The following is a 25,494-nucleotide window of genomic DNA, read 5'->3' as shown; positions in this document are numbered from 1 at the left end:
CGGCGCTTTGCTTGGCGATGCCGCTGGACTGGCTTGTGCCACCTGTTGGGGATGGCCATAATGCGTGATTGCTCGCCTAGCTCATCTCATGTCCAGCCTGCCGCTCACCTCTGTCGAGGACCGACTCTACGTTTTGCGCACCCGCTGGGAGTGCTACGTCGCCGACGGCAGCTTCGAGCACTTCATCGAGTTCGCGGTTGCCATCAACAGCCTGGCCGAGCACTTCAATCGCTTGCGTCTGCCGGGACTGGTGCGGCTCTGCGAAGGCCTTGAGAACGCTGCGCTTGCCAAGCTGGGCGACCAGTCCGGCCACCCGCTGTCGCAGCAGGACACGCTGTCGCTGCAACGCCAGCTGGATACGCTGCTGGGCTCGGTCAGCACGTCGCGTGCGCCGACGCCGGTGCGACGCACCGAGGAGTCTGCGCCGGCCCTGAAGGAGATCGATTGGGTCAAGCCCCGCTCGATCTGGATCGTGGCGGACGCCAACGGGCACGAACTGGGCGACGGCCTCAGCCGCCAGCTGCAGTACTTCGGGTTTCAGGTCTTCCAGCTGTGCTGGGACTGCGCGCTGCCGCAGACCGAGGTTCCGCTCGCCGTGCTGTTCGTGCCCGGCCATGCGGCGACGCAGCCGCAGGAACTGGCCCGCATCGAGCAGATCCGCGCGGCCTGTCCGGCGAGCCAGTTGTTCTTCCTGGGGGTACGGTCCGAGATCGATCCGATCGTGGTGCTGATGCGTGCCGGAATCGATGTGACCATTCCCGCCGAGGAGCAGTCCGCGACGGTGTTGAACCGCATCCTCGATCTGGTGCAGACGCACGAACAGGAGAAGCACAGGGTGCTGGTCGTCGAGGATTCGCGGGTCGCGGCCGCGCTGATCCAGCGCACGCTGGCCGAACACGGCATCGACAGCCAGGCGATCGGTGATCCCGGCACCCTGCTCGAGGCGCTGCAGGGCTACCGTCCGGACCTGGTCCTGATGGACATGCACATGCCGCGCTTCAACGGTGTCGAGGCCACGCGCGTGCTGCGCCAGATGTCGGCCTACCAGTCGATCCCGATCGTTTACCTGTCGGGCGAGTCCGATATCGGCATGCAGGTCGAGGCGTTGCGCCTCGGCGGCGACCAGTTCCTGATCAAGCCCTTCAACCCGGTGCTGCTCGCCGCGGTCGTCAAGACCAAGATTGCCCGCTTCCGCGAAACCCAGCGCTCGAGCCGGGTCGATGGCCTCACCGGCCTGCTCAACCATACCGCCGCCAAGGCGCGCCTGCAGGCCATGGTCGCTTCGGCGGCCGATCCGGCCCGCATCACGGTGGCGATGATCGACATCGACCACTTCAAGTCGATCAACGACACCTACGGCCACCCGGTGGGCGACCAGGTCATCCGCGGCCTCGCCTGGCTGCTGAAGGCCCGCTTGCGCGCCACCGACCTGATCGGCCGCTACGGCGGCGAGGAATTCATCATCGCCCTCCCCGGTGTCGACCCCGAAATGGCGCGAACCGTCATCGACCGCATCCGGACCGACTTCGCCGCGTTGCCGCATGCGTATCCCGGCGGAGCGCTGTACGCCACCTTCAGCGCGGGGATTTCGGTCTATCCAGAGGTCGATGCTGCGGCCGGGCTGACCGAAGCGGCGGACGGTGCGCTGCTGCAGGCGAAGCGCCTGGGGCGGAATCGGGTGGAGTTCGCGGTTGCGTGAGGTTTGGGCGTGGGGCGCAGCGCATAGAACTCGTGCTCCAGCGCGCCCATGAGATCAGGCGCCCGCACGCCAAGCGCTGGAACTGTGGCTGGTGCGGAATGCATCCGAATGATCGTCGTGATTGGTGCGCGAAACTGAGGGGCTGGCTTGTATCCATTTCTGGTTTGAAGGCAGAACCGTCGCGACCCCTCGAACCAGTCATTCGTAGGATGAGTCGGATGTAGAAAGGGCGGGGAACCCTGCCGGATTCGCCCGCCCTTTGCTGGCCGTCTGCCAAAAATTGGCTAGCCATTTGCCAGTTTGTGGTCGCTGCTACAACAGCTCACACGTCGATGTTCTGCGCATACAGCGCGTTGCTCTCGATGAAGGCGCGGCGCGGTTCGACGTTGTCGCCCATCAGCGTGGTGAAGATCTCGTCGGCGGCGATGGCGTCCTCGATCTGCACGCGCAGCAGGCGGCGCACGGCGGGGTCCATGGTGGTTTCCCACAGCTGCTCGGGGTTCATCTCGCCGAGGCCCTTGTAGCGCTGTTTGCTGAGGCCGCGTTCGACCTCTGCCAGCAACCAGGTGATGGCATCCGCGAAGCGGGTGACCGCCTGGCGCTTCTCGCCGCGGCGGATCTCGGCGCCGGGGCCGATGAGGCCGCTGATGGCTTCTGCAGCGTTGCGGATGCTGCGGTAGTCGCCGGACACGAGGAAGTCGTGCTCGACCCAGCCGAACTTGCGGTTGCCGTGGTGCAGGCGCTCGATGGTGAGGCGCCAGCCTTCGGATTCTTCGTGGTATTCGGCGTAGATCTGCAGGCCTTCGGGCAGATGGGGCTGGATACGTTCGGCGGAAGCCCGGGCGGCGGCTTCGTCGTCGAGGCTGACCTGCAGGTCGTGCGCCAGCATGACCTGCAGCACTTCGGGGTCGATGTAGCTGGCCAGGCGCCTGACGACGGCTTCGGCGAGCAGGTAGCTGCGGGCGAGGCCGCCGAGCGCTTCATCGGCGATGGGCGCGGCGCCTTCGCGCGGGGTCAGGCTGGCGCCGTCGAGCGCGAGCTTGAGCAGGTGGCCGTTGAGCTCGTGGTCGTCCTTGATGTAGATCTCGGTCTTGCCGTGCTTGATCTTGTACAGCGGCGGCTGCGCGATGTAGATGTGACCGCGCTCGACCAGCTCGGGCATCTGGCGGTAGAAGAAGGTGAGCAGCAGGGTGCGGATGTGCGCGCCGTCGACGTCGGCGTCGGTCATCAGGATGATGCGGTGGTAGCGCAGCTTCTCGGGCTTGTAGTCGTCCTTGCCGATGCTGGTGCCGAGCGCGGTGATCAGGGTGGCGATCTCCTGACTCTGCAGCAGCTTGTCGAAGCGCGCCTTCTCGACGTTGAGGATCTTGCCCTTGAGCGGCAGGATCGCCTGGAACTTGCGATCGCGGCCTTGCTTGGCCGAGCCGCCTGCAGAGTCACCCTCGACGAGGTAGAGCTCGCACAGCGCGGGGTCCTTTTCCTGGCAGTCGGCGAGCTTGCCGGGCAGGCCGACGCCGTCGAGTACACCCTTGCGGCGCGTCATCTCGCGCGCCTTGCGGGCGGCGTCGCGGGCTCGGGCGGCTTCGACGATCTTGTTGCAGATGGTCCTGGCGTCGATCGGGTTCTCGAGCAGGAAGTCGCCGAGCTTGTTGGCGACGACTTCTTCCACCGCCGGACGCGCTTCCGAGGACACCAGCTTCATCTTGGTCTGGCTGGCGAACTTGGGGTCGGGCATCTTGACCGAGAGCACGCAGGCGAGGCCTTCGCGCATGTCGTCACCGGTGATGTCGACCTTGGCCTTCTTGGCGATCTCGTTTTCTTCGATGTACTTGTTGATGACGCGCGTCATCGCCGCGCGCAGGCCGGTGAGGTGGGTGCCGCCGTCGGCCTGCGGGATATTGTTGGTGTAGCACAGCACCTGTTCCTGGTAGCTGTCGTTCCACTGCATCGCCACTTCGACGGTGAGTTCCGCGTCGTGCCCCTGTCCGGTGGGGATACGGGTGGTGCCCTGGGCGTAGAACACGTTGGGGTGCAGCACCGTCTTGGCGCGGTTGATGTACTCGACGAAGCCCTTCACTCCACCGGCAAAGGCGAAATCTTCTTCCTTGCCGGTGCGCTGGTCGATCAGGCGGATCTTGACGCCGTTGTTCAGGAAGGAGAGCTCGCGCAGGCGCTTGGCGAGGATGTCGTAGTGGTACTCGACGGTGCCGAAGATCTCCTCGTCGGCGAGGTAGTGCACTTTGGTGCCGCGTTTCGTGGTTTCGCCGATGACGCGCGCCGGGCTGACCTCGACGCCGTCGACGACCTCGATGACGCGGTTCTGTGGCTTGCCGCGCTCGAACTCGAGCAGATGGCGCTTGCCGTCGCGGGCGACGGTGACGTGCATCCACTTCGACAGCGCATTGACGCAGGACACGCCCACGCCGTGCAGGCCGCCGGACACCTTGTAGCTGTTCTGGTTGAACTTGCCGCCGGCGTGCAGCACGCACATGACGATCTCGGCCGCCGAGCGCTTGGGTTCGTGCTTGTCGTCCATCTTGACGCCGACCGGGATGCCGCGGCCGTTGTCGGTGACCGAGATGGAGTTGTCGGCGTGGATGGTGATGACGATGTCGTCGCAGTGGCCGGCCAGGGCCTCGTCGATGGAGTTGTCGACGACCTCGAACACCATGTGGTGCAGGCCGGTGCCGTCGGAGGTGTCGCCGATGTACATGCCGGGGCGCTTGCGCACGGCCTCCAGCCCTTCGAGCTGCTGGATGCTGGATTCGTCGTAGTCGTTGCCCCCTTGCGGGGCCGGCGTGTTTTGCGGTTCGGACATGGTCATCTCGGTGATTCGTAAAGAACGGGGTACTGCGGTGAAGCCTTCGCCTTCTGCCGGATCAGATACGCATCGGCATCACGACGTACTTGAACTTGTCGTTGCCCGGCAGCGTGATCAGTGCGCTGGAGTTGCCGTCGTTGAAGCGCCAGTCGACCGTTTCGGAGGAGAGGTTGTTGAGCACGTCGAGCAGGTAGGTGACGTTGAAGCCGATGTCGAGCTTGTCGCCCTGGTAGTCGATCTCCAGCTCTTCGAGCGCCTCTTCCTGCTCCGCGTTGGTCGACACGATCTTGAGCACGCCGTCCTCGAGCACCATGCGCACGCCGCGGAACTTCTCGTTGGTCAGGATCGCGGCGCGCTGCAGCGCGGCCAGCAGCGGCTGGCGGGCGAAGTTGACCAGCTTGGGATGGGCCTGCGGGATCACGCGCTCGTAGTCGGGGAACTTGCCGTCGATGAGCTTGGTGACGAGCTCGATCGGGCCGAAGCGGAACACCGCCTGGTTGCCGGCGAGCACGATCTCCAGCGGGTCGTCGTTGTCGGCGAGCTGGCGGGCGAGCTCGAGCACGGTCTTGCGCGGCAGGATGGCTTCGGTGCGCGGCGTCACCGGCGCCTCGAGGTCGGACGCGGCGTAGGCCAGGCGGTGGCCGTCGGTGGCGACCATGCGCAGTTCGCTGCCGTCGGCGATGATCAGCAGGCCGTTGAGGTAGTAGCGGATGTCCTGCTGCGCCATCGAGTACGACACCTGGGCGAGCTGGCGCTTGAAGGTGCGCTGGCTGACGGTGATGCGTGCGGCGGCCTCGTCGGGCGGCGACAGGCGCGGATAGTCGGCGGCGGGCAGGGTCTGCAGCTGAAAGCGGCTGCGGCCGGCCTTGACGGTGAGGCGCTTGTCGTCGAGCGTGAGGCTGATGTCGCCGCTGTCGGGCAGGGCGCGCAGGATGTCCTGCAGCTTGCGTGCGCCGACGGTGATCGACACGTCTTCGCCGCCGATGTGACCGCCGGTGGTCGTGCGGATCTGGATCTCGATGTCGGTGGCGAGCATCGTGAGCTGATCGCCGCGCTTCTCGATCAGCACGTTGGACAGGATCGGCAGCGTGTGGCGCTTTTCGACGATGCCGGCAACCGACTGCAGCGGGGCCAGGAGCGCATCGCGGGTGGTGGTGAGCAGGAGCATGGCGTCAGGTCAGATCAGGTCGTTGGGTTGATCGAAGGATTGGTCTGGCTCAGCCCCGCAGGACCTGGGTGAGCACGTGGACGTCGTGGTTGAGCTGGTGGTCGCCGAGGCGCAGCTCGGTGATGGTACGGCAGGCGTGCAGGACAGTGGTATGGTCGCGGCCGCCGAAGGCTTCGCCGATGGCCGGCAGCGACATCGGCGTGAGTTCCTTGGCCAGCCACATCGCCACCTGGCGCGGACGTGCGATGACGCGCGTGCGCTTCTTGGAATGCATGTCCGCGACCTTGATCTTGTAGTAGTCGGCCACGGTTTTCTGGATGTGCTCGATCGACAGCTGGCGGTTGTGCGCGTGCAGCAAGTCCTTGAGCGCCTCCTTGGCCACCTCGAGACCGATCTGGCGGCCGTGGAAGCGAGCGTAGGCAACGACCTTGTTGAGCGCGCCTTCGAGTTCGCGCACGTTCGAGCGCAGGTTCTTGGCGATCAGGAAGGCGACGTCGTCATCGACCAGAACGCGCAGCGCCTCGGCCTTCTTCTTGAGGATGGCGACGCGCATCTCGAGCTCGGGCGGCTCGATCTGCACGGTCAGGCCCCAGTCGAAGCGCGAGATCAGGCGGTCTTCCAGGCCCTGGATGTCCTTGGGATAGGTGTCGCAGGTGATGACGATCTGCTTGCGCGCTTCGGTGAGTGCGTTGAAGGCGTGGAAGAACTCTTCCTGCGTCCGGTTCTTGTTATTGAAGAACTGGATGTCGTCGATGATCAGCATGTCGAGCGAGCGGTAGTAGCGCTTGAACGCGTCGAAACTCTTCTGCTGATAGGCGCGCACGACGTCAGCGTAGTAGTCCTCGACGTGCACGTAGCGCACCACTGCGCGCGGGTTGTGCTTGAAGACCGCGTTGCCGATGGCGTGCACCAGGTGGGTCTTGCCGAGGCCGACGCCGCCGTAGACAAACAGCGGGTTGTACGAGGTGCCCGGATTCTGCGCCACCTGCATGGCGGCCGCGCGGGCGAGGTCGTTGGCGCGACCGGTGACCAGAGTGTCGAAGGTGAAGTCGGGGTTGAGGCGGGTCTTTTCGTAGGCCAGTTCGAGACCGGACGCGGCCGCGGCGGGCTCTGATTCGCGGCGGGTGACGACGGCCGGGGCGCGGGCGGCGTGCGGCTGCGCCGCGGTTTCAACGGCAGCCGGCGGTTCGGCAGCGTCGGGCGCACTCGGTGCGGTGTGTGCAGGCGTGGCAGCGGCCGCAGGGGCGGCCGTGGCCGGACGGCTGGCGCGCGTGGCGCTGACGGGCGGCAGTTGCAGTTCGATCTGCAGCGGCCCGCCGGTAAACGTCTCGCCCAGTTCGTGGATGCGGCTCAGGTAGCGCTCGCGAACCCACTGCAGGACGAAGCGATTGGGGGCGATCAGCCGGAACGTGCCATCCTCGCCGGCTTCGGCCCGCAGGGTCTTGATCCAGGTGTTGTATTGCTGCTGGGGCAGCTCCTGTTCAAGGCGCGACAGGCAGAAAGGCCAGAGTTCTTCGGTCACGGCGGTTTCGGAATAAATGTGCGGCAATGTATTCAAGCGGCACGGCGGACACGCTGTGGTGTGCGGCGAACCGGCTTGTGGTGTGTGTTGTCTGAGGGTGCTGCATGGGCGGCCTCTCGACGTCGGCTTGGCGACGTCCGCCTTGACGGCGAGGCTCAAAGAGCCGACATTCTAACCCCGCGGGGGTGACTTATCCACAGGGTGTCCCAAAAATTGTTATTGACAAACATGGGATTATCCATTTAACTCTCGCGTTTGACCTAACACTGGCAGTCGATCATGAAACGCACTTATCAGCCCTCCGTTGTCCGTCGCAAGCGCACCCACGGCTTTCTGGTTCGCATGAAGACCCGTGGCGGCCGTGCGGTCATCCGCGCACGTCGTGCCAAGGGCCGTCATCGCCTCGCCGTCTGAGGTGACGCAGCTCACGAGCGCTGACCAGAGTTTCCGCAGCGCTCACAAATTGCACAAAACGGATGAGTATTCATCCGTTTTTGCTTTTCGGCGTGCCCTACGTGGCCGCTTCTACATGCTTCACTACCGTCCGAACGGCCTCGATACGGCCCGACTCGGCGTGGTGGTCGCCAAGAAGCTCGCCAAGCGCGCCAACACGCGCAACCTGGTCAAGCGCATCGCGCGCGAGTGCTTTCGGCGCAACCGCGAATCGCTGCCCGCGGTCGACATGGTCGTCCGCCTGCACGCGTCCGTCGCCACGGCGACACGCGCAGAGATGAACCAGGACCTGCTCGCTCTGTTCCAAAGGCTGCCCCGGCAATGAAAACCGTCTTGATCGCCCTGTTGCGCTTCTACCGCTACGCGATCAGTCCCATGCTGGGGCGCAATTGCCGTTTTCACCCGACCTGTTCCGAGTACGCGATTGAAGCGGTGCAGCGCCATGGCGCGTTGCGCGGCGGCTGGCTCGCGGCCAAGCGGGTGGGGCGTTGTCACCCTTTCAATCCGGGCGGGTATGATCCCGTTCCCTGACCTGAGATAGAACGAATCCGATGGATCAACGCCGCCTCATCCTCTTTCTGGTCTTCTCCTTCTCGCTGGTGATGCTGTGGGAAGGCTGGATCAAGCACAACAATCCGCAACCGGCGCCGCAGGCGACCGCAGCGGCTGGCGCTGCCGCCACTGCCAATGCCGATGGTTCGGTGCCGACGCCGTCGGCCAGTCTGGGGGCGGGGCAGAGCGCCGTGCCTGGCGAGCAGGCGGCCACGGCCGCCGCGCCGCGCGTGGTGGTCGAGACCGACCTGTTGCGCGCCGAAGTCTCCGCCCTGGGTGGCGACATCGTCCGCCTAGAGCTCAAGCAGCACAGGGCCAGCGGTGAGGCCGATGCCAACTTCGTGCTGCTCGACGACGGCACCACGCGCCACCAGTACGCGGCCCAGTCGGGCCTGATCGGCGAGGGGCTGCCGACGCACAAGACGCTGTTCACGCTGCCTGCCTCCGAGCTGTCGCTGAAGGATGGCGAGGATCGTGTCGTGCTGCGCCTGCAGGCGCCCGAGCAGAACGGGTTGCAGGTGACCAAGGTCATGAGCTTCCAGCGCGGCAGCTACCTGATCGACGTCGCGTACGAGATCCGCAACGGCAGCGACCAGGCAATCACGCCGCACGCCTACTTCCAGCTCACCCGCGACGGCAACCCCGCCGAGCAGGTCGAGGCCTTCGGCGTCACCACCTTCACCGGCCCGGCCGTGTTCACCGATGCCGGCAAGTTCCAGAAGGTGCATTTCGAGGACATCCGGGACGGCGATGCCAAGTTCGTGAAGACTGCCAGTGATGGCTGGGTGGCGATGGTGCAGCACTACTTCGTCAGCGCCTGGCTGCCGGAGCAGGGCACGCAGCGCGAGTACTTTGCCCGTTCCCTGGGCAACAACCTGTACTCGGCAGGCCTCATCATGCCGGTGGCCGCGATAGCGCCGGGCGCCGAGGCCTCCGTCGGCACGCGCCTGTATGCGGGTCCGCAGGAGCAGGACAAGCTCGAAGGCATCGCCCCGGGTCTCGACCTGGTGGTGGACTACGGCTGGCTGACGGTCATCGCCGCGCCGCTGTTCTGGGTGCTGTCGTGGTTCCACAGCCTGACCGGCAACTGGGGCTGGGCGATCATCCTGGTCACGGTGGCGATCAAGGCCGTGTTCTTCCCGCTGTCGGCCGCGAGCTACAAGTCGATGGCCAAGATGCGCGTGCTTGGCCCGCGCCTGCAGCGCATGAAGGAGCTGTACGGCAACGACAAGGCCAAGATGCAGCAGGAGATGATGAATCTCTACCGCACCGAGAAGATCAACCCGCTCGGTGGCTGCCTGCCGATCCTGGTGCAGATCCCGGTGTTCATCGCGCTGTACTGGGTGCTGCTGGGCAGTGTCGAGATGCGCCACGCACCGTGGCTGGGCTGGATCCAGGATCTTTCGGCCAAGGACCCGTACTTCATCCTGCCGGTCATCATGGGCGCGTCGATGCTGATCCAGATGAAGCTGAACCCGACGCCGCCGGATCCGATCCAGGCCAAGGTGATGATGGCGATGCCGATCATCTTCACCTTCATGTTCCTGTGGTTCCCGTCCGGCCTGGTGCTGTACTGGGTTGTCAACAACGTGCTGTCGATCGCCCAGCAGTGGCAGATCACGCGGATGATCGAGAGTGGAAAGGCTGCCGGCAAGAGCGCCTGACACGATCGCTGCCGTCGCGACGGCACCGGGCCGCGGCGGCATCGGTGTCGTCCGTGTCTCGGGCCCCCGTCTAAGCGATTTCGCCACGGCGCTTTGCGGCCGGGAGCCGCTACCGCGCCGGGCCGTGTTTACCGCCTTCCTCGACGCCGCCGGTGCGGCGATCGACGAAGGCATCCTGCTGTACTTTCCCTCCCCGGCCTCCTTTACGGGTGAGGACGTGATCGAGCTGCAGGGCCACGGCGGCCCGGTGGTGATGCGGATGCTGCTCGAGCGCTGTCTGGAGCTGGGCGCCCGCCTGGCCGAACCCGGCGAGTTCACCCGCCGCGCCTTCCTGAACGGCAAGCTGGACCTGGCCCAGGCCGAGAGCGTGGCCGACCTCATCGAGGCTTCGACTGCTGCGGCAGCGCGTTCGGCGGTCCGCTCCCTGTCCGGCCGATTTTCCGAAGAGATCCGTCGCATCGTCGATGCGCTGATCGACCTGCGCATGCTGGTCGAGGCGACGCTGGACTTTCCGGAAGAGGAGATCGAGTTCCTCGAGCGCGCGCGCGCGATGCCGCGGCTCGACGAGATCCGCGAACACCTCGTAGGCGTGCTCGACCGCGCGCGTCAGGGCGCGCTGCTGCGCAGCGGCCTTAATGTGGTGCTCGTGGGCGAACCCAATGTCGGCAAATCCAGCCTGCTCAATCAGCTCGCCGGCGAAGACCGTGCGATCGTGACCGACATTGCCGGCACGACGCGTGATGCGCTGCGCGAGACGATCCAGATCGAGGGCATCCCGCTGCACATCATCGACACCGCCGGCCTGCGCGAGACCGCCGACACGGTCGAGCGCATCGGCATCGAGCGCACCTGGCGTGAGATAGAGCGCGCCGACGTGATTCTGCGGCTGGTTGATGCGAGCGTGGCGACCACGGATGCCGCGCTTGAGGCAATCGATGCCCGCCTGCCGCAAGGCGCTGAGCGTATCACCGTCGCCAACAAGATCGACCTGTGCGGCCTGGTGCCGGGCCGTTCCGAGGAGGGCGGGAAGGTCCGCCTGCAGGTGTCGGCAAGAAGCGGAGACGGCATGGACCTGGTGCGCGCGGAGTTGTTGCGCATCGCTGGCTGGCACGCGCATGGCGAGGATGTCATCCTGGCCCGCGAGCGGCACCTTCACGCCTTGCGTGCAGCGCTGGCGCACGTGGATGAGGCTGCGACGCAGTCGGCGGCCCTCGAGCTGTTTGCGGAGGAATTGCGGCTGGCGCAGGAAAGCCTGGGCGAGATCACCGGCGAGTTCACTGCGGACGACCTGTTGGGGGTCATCTTCTCGCGTTTCTGTATCGGCAAGTGAGGCTGCGCGCTGGCGTGCAGTGTCCGAGACATGAAACAACGCCCGCTGCGTGCGGGCTTTGTCTTTGGGGGCGTTCTGCGGCCGTGTGGACTTATGAGAACATGTCTTCGTAGATCAGCCGTGCCCAGTTGAAGTCCTCCGGAATCGTGGCCGGCGAGCGCTCGTTGAAGTCCAACTGGGTCTGTTCGATGATGCCCTGGTCGTTCACCTTGTAGTCGAACTGCACCGAGATGCCTTCCTGCGGGTTGGTGTTCACCATCATGTAGCAGAGATTGTCCGGCAGGATGTAGCTCGGTTCGCGCCCGGCTTCGCGTTCGGCAATGTAGCGCGCGACGATGCGGGCGTGGCGGTTGGCCACGTGCCCGGCCTTCGGGTAGAAGGCGAACTGCGGCGACACGAAGCCGACCGCATCGCCGATGACATAGACATCCTTGTCGTTGCGGTCGTGCAGGAACAGCGGATCGACATCGGCCCAGCCGCCGGGACGCCCGGAGCCGGGCTGTGGCACGACGCCCGCCTTCCAGGCGAGGTCGCCGGCCTGGTGGGGAGCCATCAGGATGGCGTGATCGAAGTCGAAGTCACCGGCGGCCGTCTTGATGCGCTTGGCGAAGGGATCGACCTCCTCGATGTGTGCGTTGGGCACGTAGGTGATGATGTCCTTGTAGAGTTCCTCGAACGCCGCGCGGAAGCCCGGGCCGATCGGGCGCACGCCGTCCTTGTGGTCGAGGATGATGATGCGGCCCGGAATCTTCTTCTGCCTGAACATCGAAGCGATCAGACAGGCGCGTTCGTAGGGGCTGGGCGGGCAACGCTGTGGCGGCGGGGGCAGGGTCATGACCAGGTCGCCGCCCTTGAAGGACTGTAGCGCGTGCTTCAGGTGGAAGTGTTCCGCGTTGGGGATGTAGGCGGCGGGGAAGCGGGCACGCGTCGCTTCGGCCATGCGCCGGTCGTTGGCGAACCACGCCTCGTAGTTGTAGCGGATGCCCGGAGCAATGATGAGGTAGTCGTAGGGGACACTGCCGGCGGCGGTGACGACCGCCTTGCGATCGCGCTCGATTTCGAGAATCTCGGTCTGGATGAAGCGGTAGCCATACTTTTCTGCAACGCCGAGGTAGTCATGGGTGAGGAACTGTGTGTCCACCGCATCGACCAGCCACTTGTTGCTCATCGGGCAGGAGAAGAAGACCGGGTTGCGTTCGAGCAGCACGACTTCAAGATGGGGCGCGTACTGGCGAAGATACTTGGCAGCGGTGACGCCGCCCCAGCCGCCGCCGCAGATGACGACGCGCGGGCTCTTGCCGCGGGGCGCCAGGGTGTCGGTCGACCGCCCGATCAGGAAGGGCAGGGTGCGTGTGGCGTCGGCCGAAGGCGAGGCGCCTTGGGCGAGCGAGGGTGCCGCGGCGGCAGCCGCGATTCCGCCGGCGGCGGCGAGAAAGCGCCGGCGCGAGTGTGAAGTTTGCTGGGTCATGATTGCTCCCGTTTCGTCAGCCGCCCCGGCGCGGGATGCCGCCGGGGCTTAATGAGCAGGGCGTAAGGGCCTGCCGGTTCGTTGCCGCCCGAGGCGGCGAGGCGGACCGCCGATGTAAAGATCGGCATGGTGGGTCCGGACTGGACCGGCGTGCGGCCGGCGCAGTGCGGTAGGGATGATGCCGTAAGTAGTCGGCCGAGGCGAGGCGTGACGGAGGGTGGGTCGACTGGCACAATGCCGGGACGCCCGGAGCATGATGGCTGTGCGTCGCAGCGTCGTTTGGGTGCCTGGCGTTTGCCAGTCGGTGGCCGGTCTGGATGGAGTTGAAAGTGAGCTGGGAGCCTGAGCGCTACCTGAAGTACGACAATCTGCGCTTGCGTCCGGCGCTTGATCTGCTCGCGCGCGTCACGCACGACAGTCCCAGGCGCGTGGTTGACCTGGGGTGCGGGCCGGGGACAGTCACGACCCTGCTGGCCGAGCGATGGCCGGCTGCCGAGATCACCGGGGTGGATTCGTCCGCCGAGATGTTGGCGCGTGCGGCTTCGGCCTACCCTGATCTGAGGTGGGTCGCTGCGGATATCGCGGACTGGCAGGCAGAAGCGCCTGTCGACCTGATCTTTTCCAATGCCGCGCTACACTGGTTAGATGACCATGAGGCCCTGTTCCCTCGGCTTGCGGCGAACTTCGCAACCGGGGGCGTGCTGGCCGTGCAGATGCCGGCGAACTTCGATGCGCCGTCGCACCGCATCATTCGCGGGCTGGCGAGCAACGCGGGATGGGAGCCGTACCTGGCGGGCGCACGGATGGGATCGGTGATGGCGGTCGAGCGCTACTGGTCGGTGCTGACCTCGCTGTTCGGCAAGGTAGATCTGTGGGAGACGGTTTACTGGCAGCGACTGCAGGGCGAGAACGCCGTGCTGGAGTGGCTGCGCGGCACGACGCTGGTGCCCTACCTGGTACGACTGGATGAGAGGCAGTGCACTGATTTTCTCGCGAAGCTCGGGGACGAGCTGTTGCGCGCGTATCCGCTCCGCGAAGGGGGCGAAGTGTTGTTCCCTTTCAAACGTCTCTTCATGATCGGCTCGGGAACGCGCTGACGTTTCACGTGAAACAATCCTGATGGAAGTCGAGTTTCTTTTCCTGGCGCTAGGGATTGCTGCGCTGTTCGCCGGCTTTGTCGACTCGATCGTCGGTGGCGGAGGGTTGATCCAGTTGCCGGCGCTTTTTACGGCCTACCCGGCTACCGCACCGGCAACGCTTTTCGGGACGAACAAGCTGGCGAGTATCGTCGGCACAACGAGCGCCGCGATCCAGTACAGCCGCAGGGTGGCTATTCCCTGGGCTGTGGCGGGCCCCGGTGCGGCGGCCGCGCTGATCGGTTCGTGGTTTGGCGCGAAGGCGGTGGCCTTCCTGGATCCGGCGATCCTGCGCCCGCTTATCCTGATGTTGCTGGTCCTCGTCGCGATCTACACATTCGTGCGGAAGGATCTGGGCGCGATCTCGACCGAGCCCGCACACGGTGCGCGATCTGCGGGCCTCGCTGTTGGGATTGGCGCGGTGATCGGCTTCTACGACGGCTTCTTTGGGCCGGGTACGGGCAGCTTTCTGATCTTTCTCTTCATTCGCTTTCTCGGCATGGATTTCCTGCGGGCATCCGTTACTGCCAAGATCCTGAATGTTGCGACGAACGTCGCCGCGATTGCGTACTTCGCCGGAAATGTCGAACTGATGTGGAAGCTCGCCGCAGTGATGGCGGCGTGCAACCTGACTGGTTCGGTGGTCGGATCGCGGATGGCAATGCGCCATGGAACCGGCTTCGTGCGCAAGATGTTTCTTGCGGTGGTGAGCGTTCTGATCGCAAAGCTGGCGTACGACACCTTCCTGCGCTGATCTCGATCCCGCTGTGTTTCACGTGGAACATACGTGCGGGTATGTTTGCGGAAATATTACGACCCCCCGGCGTGCTAGAATCGCCCGTCCTATTCATCGTCCCAAGGCATCGGAATATGAACGGACTTCACCTCATTGCGGATCTGTATCGCTGCAACCCCGCCCAGCCTCTGATGATCGAGTGCGAGCGCCTGGAGGCGCTGTGCGTGGAGGAGTGCCGCGCCGCCGGACTGACGCCGCTGGGCGCGTACTTCTATCAGTTCCGGGATGAACGGGGTGAGCCCGCCGGCGTTACGGGTACTGTCGTGCTCGCAGAATCCCATCTGGCCATTCATACCTGGCCGGAAAGTGGTGATGTCACACTTGATGTGTACGTCTGCAACTTCTCGCGCAACAACAGCGATCGGGCCCGTGCAGTGTATGCGCGCGTGATCGAGGCCCTTGAGCCTGAAGATCGCGTAGAGCATCAAGTTGTCCGCGGGCGTCTGCCCGTTGAGGTCTGAACCATGAGCCACCGCTTCGTACTTGCACAGGACGGCGTTCTTGCGGAGCAGTTGAGCGAGGAAGCCGGTTTCTTCTACAGTGCCGGCCGCCTGCTCGAAAAGGGGCGTTCGGAATGGCAGGAGTATGAGGTCTGGGAGACCCCGGTATTTGGTCGGCTGTTCCGCCTCGACGGCTGTTTCATGACCTCTGAGCGTGACGAGTTCTTCTACCATGAGAACCTGATCCATGTGCCCGGTATCGCCCATGCGGGGCTGCGCACGGCCCTGATCGTCGGTGGCGGTGATGGCGGATCGGCGGAGGAACTGCTCAAGTACCAGAGCATCGAGCGCATCGTGATTGCCGAGCTCGACGAGAAGGTGGTGGACATCTCGCGCCGTTATCTCGAAGCGGTGCATCACGGATCGCTCGATGATCCACGGGTCGAGATCCGCATCGGCGACGGCATGAAGTATGTGTCGACAGACGGTCCTGCTGCCGGGGACCGCTATGACCTGATCGTGCTCGACCTGACCGACCCGGTGGGGCCGGCCGAGGCGCTGTACTCGGAGGCATTCTTTCGCGCTTGCCGTGCGTTGCTGGCCGAAGGGGGCGCCTTGAGCCTGCACATCGGCCCGCCGGTATTCCAGCCTGCGCGTGTGCGCGAACTCGTTCAGCGTTTGCGGCGCGTGTTCAGGCTGGTCAGCCCGTATTTTCTCTACATTCCGCTCTACGGCAGCCTGTGGGGTTTGGCGACGGCCTCAGACGCGCTCGATCCGTGTGCCTTGAGTGCCGATGAGGTCGAGCGGCGCCTTGCCGAGCGCCGGATTGCCCGCCTTCAACATTACAATGGCGCCGTTCATTGCGCGCAATTTGCGCTTCCCAACCATCTGCGCGCGTTGCTGGCCTGAGTGCGGCCGGCGACGCGTGCCGCCCGTACCAGGTTCCAAGTGAATTCATCTCCCGCTGCGCCCCGTCGCGCTCACGGCAGTCCACAACAGCGTTCCGCTGCCGGTCGCGACTCGCGGCCGGGCCGCCCTCCGGTTCTTCCCGTCGATAGTCTCGGCTACGCCATGCTGTGTGCGGCCGAGCTGGTCGCCTGCGTGATCGACGGCAGCAACCTGACCGACAGTTTCGAACGCATGCTGGATGCGCGGCCAGGCTGGCCCGACGCTACCCGCGGTGCCGTGCGCGATCTCGCCTGGTCTACGCTGCGCGACTTCGGTCGTGGCGATGCCATCCTCGATCGCCTGCTGCACAGCCAGCCACCGACCCTGATCCGGGCCCTGTTGCTGGTGGCGATCCAGCGCCTGCGCCAGCGTCCCGAGCACGCGCACACGGTGGTCGACCAGGCGGTGCAGGCGGCGGCTACGGCCATGCCCGGCCTGAAGGGTATGGTCAATGGCGTGCTTCGCAACGCGCTGCGCCAGCAGTCCGAATGGGCGAGCTGGATCGGCGCGAACCCCGTGTCGGCCCAGGCGTATCCGGCCTGGTGGATCGAGCGCGTCCGCGCGGGTATGCCGGAGCAGTGGGAGGCGCTGCTCGCGGCAGGCAATCAGCGTCCGCCGATGGCCCTGCGGGTGAACCGGCGGCGTTGCACGCTCGAGGCGGCGCTTGCCGAACTCGCTGCGGCGGGCATCGAGGCAAAGCGCCTGGGCGATGCCACCCTGTTGCTGGCGCAGCCAGTGGCCGTGGCGCGCCTGCCGGGTTATGCCGAGGGCAGGTTGTCGGTGCAGGACGCAGGCGCCCAGCAGGCCGCCCGACTGCTGGCGCCACGGGACGGCGAACGCGTGCTCGACGCTTGCGCCGCGCCGGGCGGAAAGACAGCACATCTGCTGGAATCGGCAGACGTCGAGCTGCTCGCGCTCGAGCTCGACCCGCGGCGTGCGCAGCGCATCCGCGCCAACCTGGACCGCCTCGGCTTGCAGGCCGAGATCCGCGTGGCCGATTGCTGCGATCTGCGCAGCTGGTGGGACGGCCGTCCGTTTGACCGCATCCTCGCCGACGTGCCGTGCTCCGCTTCCGGTGTCGTGCGCCGCCATCCGGACATCAAGTGGTTGCGTCGCGACGAGGATATCGCGGGGTTTGCAACGCAACAGCGTCGCATCGTCGATGCGCTTTGGCAGACGCTGGCGCCGGGTGGCACAATGCTTTATGTGACCTGTTCGGTATTCGAGCAGGAGAATGCGGCGCAGATCGCACGCTTCCTCGATCGCCATGCCGATGCCGAATGCGTACCCATCGACGCTTCCCCCGACTGCCAGTTGCTGCCCGATGCCGAACATGACGGCTTCTACTTTGCCCGGCTCCGCAAGCAGGCTTGATCGCGTGCTGCGCGTCTTCGCGCTGCTCGCGCTCGTGCTCTTTGCCGCGGCCGCGCACGCCAACGAAGCCCGCATCGTGAGTGCCGAGGTCGTCGCGGGCGAGGGCGGTTACGTACTCAACGCCGACATCGATGTCGAACTCAACCCCCGCCTGGCCGACGCGGTGACTCGTGGCGTGTCGCTGTACTTCACCACCGAGCTGCGCATCGAGCGCCCGCGCTGGTACTGGCTCGACGAAGTCGTCGTCGATCGCAGTCTCGATTACCGGCTGTCCTACCACCCGATCACGCGCAGCTATCGTCTGTCGATCGGCAGCTTTCACCAGAGCTTCGACACGCTGGACGCTGCGGTGCGCACGATGCGGCGGGTGCGCAACTGGCAGGTTGCCGAACTCGCTGATCTGACGGCCGGGGTCTCGCACCAGGTCGCGTTGCGCTTCCGGCTCGATACCTCGCAACTGCCCAAACCCTTCCAGGTCACGGCCATCGGCAGCCGCGACTGGAACCTCGGCACCGACTGGGCGACGTGGACTTTCCTGCCTGGCGCGGCGGGCCAGCGATGAAGCGCATCCTCCTCGTCATTGCCGCGGCCCTGGCCGGCATTTCGCTGTTCCTGCTCACCTCTGCGAGCTCCAACACCGAGCTCTTCGCTAGCAGCTATCCCTACCTGCTCGCCTTCAATGGCGTGCTCGCGGTGGTGCTGGGCGGACTGGTGGGCGTGCAGTTGCGCCAGTTGTGGCGCGAGTACCGCACGCGCCAGTTCGGCTCGCGCCTCAAGTACCGGCTGGTGCTGATGTTTGCGGTGATGGGCGTCGTGCCCGGGCTCGTGATCTACGCGGTGTCGCTGCAGTTCGTGGTACGCAGCATCGAGTCGTGGTTCGACGTGCGGGTCGAGTCTGCGCTGGAGGGCGGCATCGCCCTGGGGCAGAACGCTCTCGACTACCTCGTCAGCCAGATGGGCGACAAGGCAGGCGATATGGTGCTGGAGCTCGAAGGCGCGAGCACGGTGTCGGCGGTCATGTTGAACCGGCTGCGTGAGCAGGCGGGGGTTGGCAGCGCCACGGTGATCGCCGCCAATGGCCAGGTGCTTGCCACGGCGGCCGATGCGATGTCGGGGCTGCTGCCCGACCTGCCCAGCGTCACCCAGCTGCGCCAGGCGCGGCAGACGCGGATGTTCCATGCAATCGAGAGCCAGGCTGACGGGCGGCTGGTGATCCGCGTCATCGTGCCGATTCCGCTGCGCACCCTGGCAGGCGAACCGAACCTGCTGCAGCTCACGCAAGCCGTACCGGAGAGCTTCGGCCGTCACGCCGAGGCGGTGCAGGAGGCCTACCGGGAATACCAGCAGCTCACTCTCGGGCGCGAAGGGCTGAACCGCATCTATACCCTCACGCTGACCCTCACCCTGCTGCTCGCATTGCTGACCGCGCTCGCTGCAGCCTTCATCATCGCGCGCCGGCTGGCCGCGCCGCTGCTGATTCTGGCCGAAGGAACGCAGGCGGTGGCGCAGGGCGATTTCAGCCCCCGCCAGGCGCTGCCCGCGCGTGACGAACTGGGCGTGCTGACGCAGTCCTTCAACCGCATGACGCGTCAGCTCGAGGATGCGCGCGCCGCTGCAGAGCGCAACCGTGCAGCCGTCGAGTCGGCGCGGGCCTACCTCGAGAGCGTGCTGGCGAACCTGTCGACCGGCGTGCTGGCCTTTTCCGCCGAGGGCGGCTTGCGCGCGGCCAACCATGGGGCGATGCAGATCCTCGGCGACGAGCTCGTTGGCTTCGAGGACATCACGCTGGCCGAGTGGCCGCGCCTCGAAGGCTTCCGCGATGCCTTGCTCGAAGGCTTCGCCGCCAACGAGGGCGACTGGCAGAGTCAGATCGAGCTGCCGGTCAAGGACAGCACGCCGCTCACGCTGTTGATCCACGGCTCGCGCCTGCCCAAGGGCACCGGGGGTGGCCTGGTGGTGGTGTTCGACGACATCTCGCGACTGGTCGCGGCGCAGCGGACGGCGGCATGGGGCGAGGTCGCCCGGCGGCTGGCCCACGAGATCAAGAACCCCCTGACGCCGATCCAGCTTTCCGCCGAGCGTCTGGCGTTCAAGCTGTCCGACAAACTCGACGACAGCAGCCGCGAGATGCTCGAACGTGGCACCACGACCATCGTCAACCAGGTCGAGGCGATGAAGAACCTGGTCAACGCCTTCCGCGACTACGCGCGCCTGCCGGCGCCGCAGCTGTCGGCGATCGATCTCAACGCCCTGATCCGCGAGATCCTCAACCTCTACGAGAGCTTCGCGTCGCACATCAGGCTCGAGCTGGCGGCCGAACTGCCCCTGGTGCAGGGCGACGCGAGCCAGATCCGGCAGGTCATCCACAACATGCTGCAGAATGCGCAGGATGCGCTCTCGGGCGCCGAGGACGGCGAGGTGAGGGTGATCACGCGGATCGAGGGCGAGCGGGTTGCGCTGCTGTTCCGCGACAATGGGCCGGGCTTTCCAGCTGAGGTGCTGGCGCATGCGTTCGAGCCCTACTTCACGACCAAGTCGCGCGGCACCGGTCTGGGCCTGGCGATGGTGAAGAAGATTGTCGACGAGCACGGTGGCGACGTGCGGCTGGCCAACCGCGATGGCGGCGGAGCGGAAATCCGCATCCGGCTGCGCCTGGCCGAAATGAATGGTAAACACTGAACACGATGGCAAAGATACTGATCGTTGACGACGAAGTCGGCATTCGCGAACTCCTGTCCGAGATCCTTCGCGACGAGGGCTACGACATCCTGCTGGCCGAGAACGCGGGGGCGGCGCGCGCGATGCGCAACGCCGGCCGGCCCGATCTGGTGCTGCTCGACATCTGGATGCCGGACACCGATGGCATCACGCTGCTCAAGGAGTGGGCGGCTAACGGCCAGCTCAACATGCCGGTGGTGATGATGTCGGGCCACGGCACGATCGACACGGCGGTCGAGGCTACCCGTATAGGGGCGATCGACTACCTTGAGAAGCCCATTGCCCTGCAGAAGCTGCTGGCGGCGGTCAAGCGCGGTCTGCAGCGCCCTCAGGCGCCCGGCGCCCCTGCGCCGCTGACCCTGGCTGCGTTTACGCGATCGGTGCCGCTGCGCGAGCTGCGCCGGCGCGTCGAGCAGATCGCGAACAGTTCGCGCGTGCTGCTGCTGCGCGTCGGGACGGGCAGCCTCGCCGAACTCGTCGCCCGCAGCGTGCAGAGTGGCAGCCCGGCATGGCTGGACCTGTCAGCGATCAGCGTGCCGCTCGACATCAATCAGCTGCAGGCGACGCAGGGCGGGGTGCTGTTCGTCGGCGAGCTGGCGCGCCTGTCGCGCGCGCAGCAGAAGAACCTCGCTTTCGCCGTCGAGCGGCTCGACCGCTACGACCTGCGCGTGGTCGTAGCCACCGACCGCAATGCGGAGGGCCTGCTCGCCGAGGGCTGGGAAGAGGCACTGGTGTCGCGCCTGTTCGAGGTGAGCCTGGCGCCGCCCTCGATCGCGGACGTGCGTGACGATCTGCCTGAGCTGGCGAGCCAGATCCTGATGCACCTGGCTGAAGGCGGCGAGGTGCCGCTGCGCCGCTTCTCCACCGCGGCACTCAACCAGTTGCGCAACCTGCCGTGGCCGGGCGGCTACGCAGAGTTGCGCGCGGCGGTGAAGTCCCTGGCCCTGGGGACCCTCGAGGAGGAGATCGGGGCCGCCGATGTACGTCGGCTGCTGCCGCCGGATGCGGCGGCCGGCTCGGTCGGGGTATCCCTCGATCAGCCACTGCGCGAGGCGCGCGAGGCCTTCGAGCGCCTGTATTTCGAGCATCACCTGCGCCTCGAGGGCGGCAACATGACGCGGCTGGCCGAGAAGACCGGCCTGGAGCGGACGCACCTGTACCGCAAGCTCAAGCAGCTGGGTTTGCAGGCGGGGCGCCGCCATGAAGAAGGCTGAGTTGCGGCGGGTGTTGCATTGCAGCAATCGCTGTATCGGGATGTTGCAGGGCGGCGTAGAATCCGGCGCTGAAACGCATCTCGGGAACGCTCGGTGAAGATCATCATTCTCGGCGCCGGCCAGGTCGGCGCGTCGGTCGCGGAAAACCTGGTTTCGGAGGCGAACGACATCACGCTCGTCGATACCAGTGCCGAATACCTCGCGGCCCTGCGCGACCGCCTCGAGGTGCGCACGGTCTGCGGCAACGCCGCCTCGCCCTCGGTGCTGCGCGAAGCCGGCGCCAACGACGCGGACCTGCTGATCGCCGTCACCCAGTCGGACCAGACCAACCTGTGCGCCTGTCGCATCGCCAAGGCGGTGTTCAACCTGCCGACGCGTATCGCCCGCCTGCGTTCGACCGACTACGTCGACCACCCGGAGCTGCTCGACGACGACAACTTTGCCGTCGACTTCTCGATCTGCCCCGAACAGGTCGTCACCGACTACATCAAGCGCCTGATCGCGTTTCCCGAGGCCCTGCAGGTACTGGAGTTCGCCGAGGGTGTCGTCAGCCTGATCTGCGTGCGCGCCTTCGAAGGCGGCCCGCTGGTGGGGCACCCGCTGAAGGCCTTGCGTTTCCACCTGCCGAACGTCGAGGTCCGCATCGCGGCGATCTACCGCAACGGCTTGCCGATCATCCCGCAGGGCGACACGATCATCGTCCCGGGCGACGAGGTGTTCTGCCTCGCGGCCACGGTGCATATCCGCCAGGTCATGCGCGAGCTGCGCCGGTCGGACCGGCCGATGCGCCGCATCATGATAGCCGGAGGCGGCAACATCGGCTTCCGGCTCGCGCAGTCGATCGAGCAGACCTACCACGTCAAGATCCTCGAGGTGAACCGCGACCGTGCAGAGACGCTGGCCACGCAGCTGACGAAGGCGCTCGTGCTGCGCGGGGACTCCACCGACGAGAAGCTGCTCGAGGCCGAGGGCATCGACGAGACCGACCTCTTCGTCGCGCTGACCAACGACGAGGAGGACAACATCATGTCGGCCTCGCTCGCCAAGCGCATGGGCGCGCGCCGCACGCTGGCGCTGATCAATCGCAAGAGCTATGTCGATCTGGTGCAGGGCGGACCGATCGACATCGCCATCTCGCCGGCTCACACCTCGATCGGCACGCTGCTCGCCCATGTGCGCCGCGGCGACGTGGTGGCGGTGCACAGCCTGCGCCGTGGGGCTGCCGAGGCGCTCGAGATCATCGCCCATGGCAGCCGCAAGGATTCGAAGGTGGTGGGGCGTCCGATCGAGGAGATCATGCTGCCCAAGGGCGCGACCATCGGCGCCATCGTGCGCGACGAGAAACGCGAGGACGGGCGCGTGGTGCGACGCGAGGTGATCATGCCGCACCACGATACCGTCATCGAGGAAGACGACCACGTGATCGTGTTCTGCACGCACAAGAACCTCGTGCGCAAGGTCGAGAAGCTGTTCCAGGTCGGCTTCCATTTCCTCTGAGCGGCCATCGTCCATGCGTGCCTACCACCCACCGCTGAACGCGCTCGGCCTGATCATCATGATCTTCGGCCTGCTGATGGGTTTCCCCCTTGCGGTGTCGGTCTGGCTCGACGACGGTGCGACCCTGGCCTACGACCAGGCCATCTTCGGCACCTTCGTCGCCGGCCTGATCCTGTGGACGGTCACCCGTGGCGCGCGGCGCGACCTGAGGGTGCATGACGGCTTCTTCCTGGTGGCCGCCACCTGGGTCGTCCTGCCGCTGTTCGGCGCATTGCCGCTACTGGCCTTCCTGCCCACGCTCAGCTTCACCGATGCGTACTTCGAGGCCGTGTCCGGATTGACCGCGACGGGGGCGACCGTGCTGACCGGACTCGACGACCTGCCGATCTCGATCAACCTGTGGCGCACCTTCATGCACTGGATCGGCGGCATGGGCGTCATCGTGCTGGTGGTAGCGATCCTGCCGCTGCTGGGCATCGGCGGCCGGCAGCTCTACAAGGCCGAGGTGCCGACGCCGATGAAGGACGCCAGCCTCACGCCGCGCATCGCCGAGACGGCGAAGGGGCTGTGGGTGACCTACCTGCTGCTGACGGTGTCCTGCGGCTTTTCGTTATGGTGGGCAGGCCTCGATGGCTGGGATGCCTTGATCCATGCGTTCACGATCACCGGCCTCGGTGGCTTTTCGAGCAAGGACGCGTCGCTCGGTCACTTCAACAACCTCAACGTCGAACTGGTGACGATCACCTTCGCGCTGCTGGCTGGCCTGAACTACGCGACACACTATCTTGCACTGGTGCGCGGTTCGCTGAGGCCCTACATGCGCGATCCGGAGATTCCCTTCTACTTCGGTGTGCTGGTGTTCAGCGTCGCCATGCTGACGGTGTACATGATGTACTGGCAGATCCACGCCGACCTGTTCACGACCTTGCGCAACGTGGCCTTCCACGTCGTGTCGATCTCGACCTCGCTTGGTCTGGCCATCGACGACTACACCACCTGGCCGATGTTCGCGCAGATATGGATCCTGTTCCTCGGCAGCTTCGTCGCCTGTTCCGGCTCGACCGGTGGCGGCATCAAGATGATGCGCGCGATGATCCTGTACAAGCAGGTGCTGCGCGAGATCATCCGTTCGCTGCACCCGCACGCCGTGCGACCGGTGCGCATGGGCAGACAGCCGGTACCCGAGACCATCCTGCACGCGGTGCTCGGCTTCAGCTTCATGTACATGGTGTCGATCGTCAGCCTGACGCTGATCCTGTCGGCCACCGGACTCGAGCTGGTGACCTCCTTCTCCGCCGTGGTGGCCTGTCTGAATAACACCGGCCCCGGCCTCGAGGCGGTGGGGCCTGGGTCGAACTACCAGGCGCTCAGCGTGTTCCACAAGTGGGTGCTGGCGTTCACGATGATCCTCGGCCGGCTCGAGATCTTCACCTTCCTCGTCGTGCTGACGCCGGCATTCTGGCGCCGCTGACCCCCGCGCGGCGCACCGGCTTGATGCGCGACAACCCCATCGCCGTCGCTGACAGGCGATAATCACGCCTTGTGCCTGAACGACTGCCAAGAGGACTCGACGTGAGCCGTCTCAAGAACGATACCTTCCTGCGCGCCCTGCTGCGCCAGCCCACCGAATACACGCCCGTCTGGCTGATGCGTCAGGCCGGCCGCTACCTGCCGGAGTACTGCGAGACGCGCAAGCGCGCCGGCAGCTTCCTGAACCTGTGCAAGAACCCGGCGCTGGCCTGCGAGGTGACGCTGCAGCCGCTGGCACGCTACGACCTCGACGCGGCCATCCTGTTCTCGGACATCCTCACCGTGCCCGACGCCATGGGCCTTGGCCTGTACTTCGCCGAAGGCGAGGGCCCGCGCTTCGAGCGCCCGCTCAAGGACGAGTGGGAGATCCGCAACCTCTCCGCCCCCGATCCGCACGCCGAGCTGCAGTACGTGATGGACGCAGTCAGCGAGATCCGCCGCGCGCTCGACGGCAGCGTGCCGCTGATCGGATTCTCCGGCAGCCCGTGGACCCTGGCCTGCTACATGGTCGAAGGCGGCTCGTCCGACGACTACCGCAAGGTCAAGAGCCTGGCCTACAGCCGCCCCGACCTGATGCACCACATCCTCGAGGTCACGGCGCAGGCGGTGGTGAAGTATCTCAACGCCCAGATCGAGGCCGGCGCGCAGGCCGTGATGGTGTTCGACTCCTGGGGTGGGGTGCTGTCCGAGGCGGCCTACAGGGAATTCTCGCTGCGCTACCTCGAGCAGGTGGTTGCCGGCCTGATCCGCGAGCGCGACGGCCAGCGCGTGCCGAGCATCGTGTTCACCAAGGGCGGCGGCCTCTGGCTCGAGTCGATTGCCGCGATCGGCTGCGATGCGGTCGGCCTCGACTGGACCATGGACATTGGCCGCGCGCGCCGTCTCGTCGGCGACAAGGTCGCGCTGCAGGGCAACCTCGACCCCAACGTGCTGTTCGCTCCGCCCGAGGCCGTCGCCAACGAGACCCGTCGCGTGCTGGATGCGTTCGGCAATCATCCGGGCCACGTCTTCAACCTCGGTCACGGCATCTCGCAGTTCACGCCGCCCGAGAACGTCAGCGTGCTGGTCGATACCGTTCACGAGCACAGCCGCAAGCTGCGCGCACAAGGCTGATACCTGCGCTACCGGCTGTCGTTTTCCGTGGGAGAACGACAGCCGCTGTCA

Annotated in this window: 21 protein-coding genes; 17 read left to right on the top strand and 4 right to left on the bottom strand. The window is 65.8% G+C overall.

Features of this window, described 5'->3' with window-relative positions:
- The first annotated feature begins 88 nt into the window (after positions 1-88).
- The gene (locus CGK74_RS04680) at positions 89-1,699 is read left to right on the top strand and encodes a diguanylate cyclase (RefSeq protein WP_165770039.1); all 1,611 of its coding nucleotides are present in this window, start codon (positions 89-91) and stop codon (positions 1,697-1,699) included.
- A 322-nt stretch (positions 1,700-2,021) separates the two neighbouring features.
- On the opposite strand, the gene gyrB is transcribed toward CGK74_RS04680, so the two are convergent.
- From gyrB to dnaA, 3 genes are all read right to left on the bottom strand, one after another.
- A complete protein-coding gene (gyrB, locus tag CGK74_RS04675; RefSeq protein ID WP_094267448.1) occupies positions 2,022-4,517 on the bottom strand; it encodes a DNA topoisomerase (ATP-hydrolyzing) subunit B in 2,496 nt (831 codons plus the stop codon).
- Positions 4,518-4,578: 61 nt separating this feature from the next.
- The gene (gene dnaN, locus CGK74_RS04670) at positions 4,579-5,688 is read right to left on the bottom strand and encodes a DNA polymerase III subunit beta (protein WP_094267306.1); all 1,110 of its coding nucleotides are present in this window, start codon (positions 5,686-5,688) and stop codon (positions 4,579-4,581) included.
- 49 nt (positions 5,689-5,737) lie between these two features.
- Positions 5,738-7,210 (bottom strand): chromosomal replication initiator protein DnaA, encoded by a 1,473-nt coding sequence (gene dnaA / locus CGK74_RS04665; protein ID WP_094267305.1) that lies wholly within the window; start codon positions 7,208-7,210, stop codon positions 5,738-5,740.
- A 279-nt stretch (positions 7,211-7,489) separates the two neighbouring features.
- On the opposite strand from dnaA, the gene rpmH reads away from it, so the two are divergent.
- Genes rpmH through mnmE form a run of 5 tightly spaced genes read left to right on the top strand, consistent with a single transcriptional unit; the run spans position 7,490 to position 11,209 of the window.
- Positions 7,490-7,624: a 50S ribosomal protein L34 gene (gene rpmH / locus CGK74_RS04660; protein ID WP_002926183.1), complete on the top strand. Its 135-nt coding sequence runs from the start codon at positions 7,490-7,492 to the stop codon at positions 7,622-7,624.
- Positions 7,563-7,988, top strand: coding sequence for a ribonuclease P protein component (gene rnpA, locus CGK74_RS04655; RefSeq protein WP_338056362.1), 426 nt, complete (start codon positions 7,563-7,565; stop codon positions 7,986-7,988). The genes rpmH and rnpA overlap by 62 nt, the downstream gene beginning before the upstream one ends.
- The gene (yidD, locus tag CGK74_RS04650; RefSeq protein WP_048707180.1) at positions 7,985-8,194 is read left to right on the top strand and encodes a membrane protein insertion efficiency factor YidD; all 210 of its coding nucleotides are present in this window, start codon (positions 7,985-7,987) and stop codon (positions 8,192-8,194) included. Before rnpA ends, yidD begins: the two co-directional genes overlap by 4 nt.
- Positions 8,195-8,214: 20 nt before the next feature.
- Positions 8,215-9,879, top strand: a complete 1,665-nt coding sequence (yidC, locus tag CGK74_RS04645; protein ID WP_094267303.1) for a membrane protein insertase YidC — start codon at positions 8,215-8,217, stop codon at positions 9,877-9,879.
- Positions 9,851-11,209, top strand: coding sequence for a tRNA uridine-5-carboxymethylaminomethyl(34) synthesis GTPase MnmE (gene mnmE, locus CGK74_RS04640; protein WP_094267302.1), 1,359 nt, complete (start codon positions 9,851-9,853; stop codon positions 11,207-11,209). The genes yidC and mnmE overlap by 29 nt, the downstream gene beginning before the upstream one ends.
- Positions 11,210-11,300: 91 nt before the next feature.
- Here mnmE and CGK74_RS04635 read toward each other — a convergent pair whose 3' ends face one another.
- Positions 11,301-12,677, bottom strand: a complete 1,377-nt coding sequence (locus tag CGK74_RS04635) for an NAD(P)/FAD-dependent oxidoreductase (protein ID WP_094267301.1) — start codon at positions 12,675-12,677, stop codon at positions 11,301-11,303.
- A 329-nt stretch (positions 12,678-13,006) separates the two neighbouring features.
- On the opposite strand from CGK74_RS04635, the gene CGK74_RS04630 reads away from it, so the two are divergent.
- The 11 genes from CGK74_RS04630 (at position 13,007) to hemE (ending at position 25,443) form a co-directional block, all read left to right on the top strand.
- Positions 13,007-13,774 (top strand): methyltransferase domain-containing protein, encoded by a 768-nt coding sequence (locus CGK74_RS04630; RefSeq protein WP_240498612.1) that lies wholly within the window; start codon positions 13,007-13,009, stop codon positions 13,772-13,774.
- Positions 13,775-13,796: 22 nt separating this feature from the next.
- Positions 13,797-14,567 carry a TSUP family transporter gene (locus CGK74_RS04625; RefSeq protein WP_094267299.1) on the top strand — a complete coding sequence of 257 codons (771 nt, stop codon included), beginning with the start codon at positions 13,797-13,799 and terminating at the stop codon, positions 14,565-14,567.
- A 116-nt stretch (positions 14,568-14,683) separates the two neighbouring features.
- Positions 14,684-15,070: an adenosylmethionine decarboxylase gene (speD, locus tag CGK74_RS19015; RefSeq protein ID WP_206186176.1), complete on the top strand. Its 387-nt coding sequence runs from the start codon at positions 14,684-14,686 to the stop codon at positions 15,068-15,070.
- A 3-nt stretch (positions 15,071-15,073) separates the two neighbouring features.
- Positions 15,074-15,958, top strand: a complete 885-nt coding sequence (speE, locus tag CGK74_RS04620; RefSeq protein ID WP_206186175.1) for a polyamine aminopropyltransferase — start codon at positions 15,074-15,076, stop codon at positions 15,956-15,958.
- A gap of 162 nt (positions 15,959-16,120) precedes the next feature.
- Complete coding sequence (gene rsmB, locus CGK74_RS04615) at positions 16,121-17,371, top strand: 16S rRNA (cytosine(967)-C(5))-methyltransferase RsmB (protein WP_094267298.1); 1,251 nt, start codon at positions 16,121-16,123, stop codon at positions 17,369-17,371.
- Positions 17,322-17,933 carry a DUF4390 domain-containing protein gene (locus CGK74_RS04610; protein WP_094267297.1) on the top strand — a complete coding sequence of 204 codons (612 nt, stop codon included), beginning with the start codon at positions 17,322-17,324 and terminating at the stop codon, positions 17,931-17,933. Before rsmB ends, CGK74_RS04610 begins: the two co-directional genes overlap by 50 nt.
- Positions 17,930-20,050: a sensor histidine kinase gene (locus tag CGK74_RS04605; RefSeq protein WP_094267296.1), complete on the top strand. Its 2,121-nt coding sequence runs from the start codon at positions 17,930-17,932 to the stop codon at positions 20,048-20,050. The genes CGK74_RS04610 and CGK74_RS04605 overlap by 4 nt, the downstream gene beginning before the upstream one ends.
- A gap of 5 nt (positions 20,051-20,055) precedes the next feature.
- Positions 20,056-21,303, top strand: coding sequence for a sigma-54-dependent transcriptional regulator (locus tag CGK74_RS04600; RefSeq protein ID WP_094267295.1), 1,248 nt, complete (start codon positions 20,056-20,058; stop codon positions 21,301-21,303).
- A 93-nt stretch (positions 21,304-21,396) separates the two neighbouring features.
- Entirely contained in the window at positions 21,397-22,800 is a 1,404-nt protein-coding gene (gene trkA, locus CGK74_RS04595; RefSeq protein ID WP_094267294.1) for a Trk system potassium transporter TrkA, read from the top strand.
- Positions 22,801-22,813: 13 nt separating this feature from the next.
- Complete coding sequence (locus CGK74_RS04590) at positions 22,814-24,271, top strand: TrkH family potassium uptake protein (RefSeq protein WP_094267293.1); 1,458 nt, start codon at positions 22,814-22,816, stop codon at positions 24,269-24,271.
- 101 nt (positions 24,272-24,372) lie between these two features.
- Positions 24,373-25,443, top strand: coding sequence for a uroporphyrinogen decarboxylase (gene hemE, locus CGK74_RS04585; RefSeq protein WP_094267292.1), 1,071 nt, complete (start codon positions 24,373-24,375; stop codon positions 25,441-25,443).
- Positions 25,444-25,494 lie beyond the last annotated feature (51 nt).

The organism is Thauera propionica, assembly GCF_002245655.1.
In the GTDB taxonomy this organism is placed as follows: Bacteria; Pseudomonadota; Gammaproteobacteria; order Burkholderiales; family Rhodocyclaceae; genus Thauera; species Thauera propionica.
This window is presented reverse-complemented; position numbering and strand designations above follow the sequence as displayed.

Bases quoted from the DNA above. Each gene is read 5' to 3' on its own strand.
- CGK74_RS04625 (WP_094267299.1), top strand. From the start codon at position 13,797: ATGGAAGTCGAGTTTCTTTTCCTGGCGCTAGGGATTGCTGCGCTGTTC.
- CGK74_RS04635 (WP_094267301.1), bottom strand. From the start codon at position 12,677: ATGACCCAGCAAACTTCACACTCGCGCCGGCGCTTTCTCGCCGCCGCC.
- CGK74_RS04610 (WP_094267297.1), top strand. From the start codon at position 17,322: ATGCCGAACATGACGGCTTCTACTTTGCCCGGCTCCGCAAGCAGGCTT.
- speE (WP_206186175.1), top strand. From the start codon at position 15,074: ATGAGCCACCGCTTCGTACTTGCACAGGACGGCGTTCTTGCGGAGCAG.
- rpmH (WP_002926183.1), top strand. From the start codon at position 7,490: ATGAAACGCACTTATCAGCCCTCCGTTGTCCGTCGCAAGCGCACCCAC.
- CGK74_RS04600 (WP_094267295.1), top strand. From the start codon at position 20,056: ATGGCAAAGATACTGATCGTTGACGACGAAGTCGGCATTCGCGAACTC.
- gyrB (WP_094267448.1), bottom strand. From the start codon at position 4,517: ATGTCCGAACCGCAAAACACGCCGGCCCCGCAAGGGGGCAACGACTAC.
- dnaN (WP_094267306.1), bottom strand. From the start codon at position 5,688: ATGCTCCTGCTCACCACCACCCGCGATGCGCTCCTGGCCCCGCTGCAG.
- CGK74_RS04605 (WP_094267296.1), top strand. From the start codon at position 17,930: ATGAAGCGCATCCTCCTCGTCATTGCCGCGGCCCTGGCCGGCATTTCG.
- CGK74_RS04680 (WP_165770039.1), top strand. From the start codon at position 89: ATGTCCAGCCTGCCGCTCACCTCTGTCGAGGACCGACTCTACGTTTTG.
- yidD (WP_048707180.1), top strand. From the start codon at position 7,985: ATGAAAACCGTCTTGATCGCCCTGTTGCGCTTCTACCGCTACGCGATC.
- CGK74_RS04590 (WP_094267293.1), top strand. From the start codon at position 22,814: ATGCGTGCCTACCACCCACCGCTGAACGCGCTCGGCCTGATCATCATG.
- speD (WP_206186176.1), top strand. From the start codon at position 14,684: ATGAACGGACTTCACCTCATTGCGGATCTGTATCGCTGCAACCCCGCC.
- rsmB (WP_094267298.1), top strand. From the start codon at position 16,121: ATGCTGTGTGCGGCCGAGCTGGTCGCCTGCGTGATCGACGGCAGCAAC.
- yidC (WP_094267303.1), top strand. From the start codon at position 8,215: ATGGATCAACGCCGCCTCATCCTCTTTCTGGTCTTCTCCTTCTCGCTG.